Origin of the sequence: Streptomyces sp. NPDC002265 (assembly GCF_040296125.1) — a bacterium.
Classification (GTDB): domain Bacteria; phylum Actinomycetota; class Actinomycetes; order Streptomycetales; family Streptomycetaceae; genus Streptomyces.
Window position 1 is genome coordinate 1 of sequence record NZ_JBEOWS010000606.1, and the last position, 2746, is coordinate 2746.

At 64.9% G+C, this 2746-nt stretch carries 4 protein-coding genes; all 4 read right to left on the bottom strand.

Features of this window, described 5'->3' with window-relative positions:
• Positions 1-236 precede the first annotated feature (236 nt).
• The 4 genes from msrB to tatA all read right to left on the bottom strand — a co-directional run bounded on the left by msrB (position 237) and on the right by tatA (position 2567).
• On the bottom strand, positions 237-638 hold the full coding sequence (msrB, locus tag ABT085_RS45425) for a peptide-methionine (R)-S-oxide reductase MsrB (protein WP_351622868.1): 402 nt from the start codon (positions 636-638) through the stop codon (positions 237-239).
• 200 nt (positions 639-838) lie between these two features.
• Positions 839-1201, bottom strand: a complete 363-nt coding sequence (locus tag ABT085_RS45430; RefSeq protein WP_351622871.1) for a sec-independent translocase — start codon at positions 1199-1201, stop codon at positions 839-841.
• 90 nt (positions 1202-1291) lie between these two features.
• The gene (gene tatC / locus ABT085_RS45435) at positions 1292-2266 is read right to left on the bottom strand and encodes a twin-arginine translocase subunit TatC (RefSeq protein WP_351622873.1); all 975 of its coding nucleotides are present in this window, start codon (positions 2264-2266) and stop codon (positions 1292-1294) included.
• A 49-nt stretch (positions 2267-2315) separates the two neighbouring features.
• Entirely contained in the window at positions 2316-2567 is a 252-nt protein-coding gene (gene tatA, locus ABT085_RS45440; RefSeq protein ID WP_351622876.1) for a Sec-independent protein translocase subunit TatA, read from the bottom strand.
• Positions 2568-2746 lie beyond the last annotated feature (179 nt).

A 2746-nucleotide genomic window follows, 5' to 3' on the forward strand; every position in this document is an offset into this window, starting at 1 on the left:
GACGCCACGGAGCACGACCAGCTCGCCATCGTCCCGCTCTGCGCCGGCCCCGGTCCGGTCGAGGGCATCTGGTCGTTGCTGCGGTGCAGAACTACCGCCACCGTCGTCTTCCGCGATCGCGACCACCGTGTCCGAGCCGTCCGGCCTGCGCCGCATCCAACGATGCGATCCCATCGACGGTTGCCTCGCCGAAGCCGGCCTCTCGCTCGACACGACAACCCGGCGGAAGAGTCAGGTCATTCGGAATCGGCAGACTTCAGCCGCAGAGAGAGGCTGTTGATGCAGTATCGCTTGTCTGTCGGTGTGTCAAATCCCTCGCCCTCGAACAGTTCCCCAAGATATGACCCACAACGAGCGCACCGAACCACGGGGTACGACAATCCATGTTGTTGCACTTCGACAGAATCGAGGTTTTTGGGGTCGTAGAACGCAGGCCAGCCACAGCGAGAGTCGAATTTCTCCTCAGAAGTGAAGAGATCAGCACCGCAGGCCCGGCAAGAGTAGACGCCTTCCTCCTTCGTATCGGTGTACTCTCCCGTAAACGGCGCTTCGTCCGCAGCATCGCGCAGCACCCTGTATTCAGCGGGAGTGAGCTCCGCACGCCACTCGGGGTCTGATTTTTCGATATCGTACGCCATGACATCATCCTTCAAGGTTGAAACTGCTTCAGGAAGCAAGTAGCGATCGATGGATCGGTTTTTTCTGTGCAGTTGAAGCGCTCACAAGCTAGATGAGAAGTCGACCCGTGAACCATCACGAAGCCCTCGCCGCTATCGACGGGTCCATGAGCAGCTGAACCGCGTAAACGGCAGGCGTGTCCGTTTTGGATACCTCACGTTCAGCCGGTGGGCCGTCCGTCAGCGCTGCGGGGTGTGTGCGCATGGTCGATGCGCACCGACGCTTTGATTTCCCGGGTGTTTTCCGCAACGTCGTGGTGCAGGTCCTGGATGTCGTTCAGACCGTAGTCGTCGCCGTGGACGGCCAGTTGTTTGCGGACGAAGGTCTTGGGGTTGAGGTCCTGGAGGTCGAATTCCTCGAACCCGGGTCCCAGTTCCTTGCGGATGTCCTGCTTGGCGCTCTCGGTGAATTCCCGGACCTTGCGGAGGACCCGCATGGCCTCGGCGATCATCTTGGGGAGTTTGTCCGGGCCGAAGATGAACACGGCGACGACGGCAAGCATGACCGCCTCGAGGGGACTCACATCGAATATCACCCTATGCCTCCTCAGAAGTTCGGGCAGGTGTTCTCGGAGTATTCGGGGGGTTCTCCGCAAGGTCTGCGCGTGCAGCGGTCATGCGGTGTCACCGGGGTGGGTGGCCGTGGGCTGGGCGGCTTCGAGGCCGCCGGCATGCACCGGTTGCGGGGAGTGCGGGGCGGTGGCGCCCACAGGGGAGGGAGTCAGGTCCGCCAGGGAGGCCTCGTCCGCGCCGAGTCCGTGGTCGGGATCCGCGGCCCGGCGGCGCGCCTTCGCGCGGTCGTGGAAGGTCGCAACAGCCAGGGCGACCAGGAACAGCAGGCTGATGGGCACGGCCAGAGCGGTCATGGTGATCGGATCGCCGGTCGGGGTGGCGACCGCGGCAAAGACGAAGACACCGAAGACGACGGCCTGCCACCGTCGCCGCAGAGCTGCGGCGCTGAGGATGCCCATGAAGTTCAACAGAACCACCAGTAGCGGCAGTTCGAAGGACAGGCCGAAGACGAGCAGCATGCGCAGGAAGAAGTCCAGGAACTCGTCCCCGGGCAGCGACAGGGAGAAGGCGACCGGGTTGAAGCCCGACAAGACCCCCACGGCCTTGGGGAAGACCACGTAGGCGAGGTATCCGCCGAAGCAGAACAGGGGGACGGCCGCCGCGGCGAAGCCGAGCCCGTATCTCCTCTCCCGCTTGTACAGTCCCGGCGCGATGAAGGCCCACAGCTGGTAGCTCCACACCGGAGCGGCCATGACGAACCCGGCTGTCGCCGCCACCTTGAAGCTCAGTGTCAGCGGGGACAGGATCCCGCTGTTGACCAGCAGACCGTTCGGGCATTCCCGGGTCGGCTGCCCCACCCCGTGGACATGGGGCAAAGTACAGGCCGGGCCGGTGATCCGCCCGAGCAGCCAGTCGTGGACCAGCCATCCGACCACAGTGGTGACGACCAGAGCCAGCACCGAGACAGCCAGGCGGTTACGCAACTCGCGCAGATGCCCCGTCAGCGGCATGACGCCCGTGGCAGCATGCTGCGGTTGTTCGAAAGCGGTGGATCCGCTGTGGTGGGTGTCGTTCACCGTATGCCCTCGGTTTCTGGTGGCCGGCCGGTGCGGCGGCGGTGCGTGGTCAGACTCGGTCAGCCGTTTGCGTTTCGGTGTCCGCCTGGTTGCGTCCGGCCTCGGCCGGTACGGCCTGGATACGTGCGTGCGGCGCGGTGGCCGACTGGGCGGTGTCGGTCTTCATGGCGCTGACTTCGGACTTGAAGATGCGCAGGGACTTGCCCAGTCCGCGCGCGGTCTCGGGCAGTCGCTTCGCTCCGAAGAGCAGCAGCACGACGGCCGCGATGATCAGGATTTCCAGGGCGCGGTTTTCAAACATGTGGTTCTCGTTCCTGTACGGGCTCGGATGCCGAATCGGTGTCCAAGCTGCTTGTCGGTGGGGGTGAAGCCGGTCTCGGCTTCGGCCGCAGGTCGTGGGGCCGCCTGGCGGCCGGGGCGGAGGGATGAATCCCGGTCCGGTGCGGCCGGGCGGCAGGGGTGGAGCCGCCCGGCCGCGGC

What these genes read in the sequence shown, in the direction of transcription:
- msrB (WP_351622868.1), bottom strand. Translation starts at nt 638, where the DNA reads ATGGCGTACGATATCGAAAAATCAGACCCCGAGTGGCGTGCGGAGCTC.
- tatA (WP_351622876.1), bottom strand. Translation starts at nt 2,567, where the DNA reads ATGTTTGAAAACCGCGCCCTGGAAATCCTGATCATCGCGGCCGTCGTG.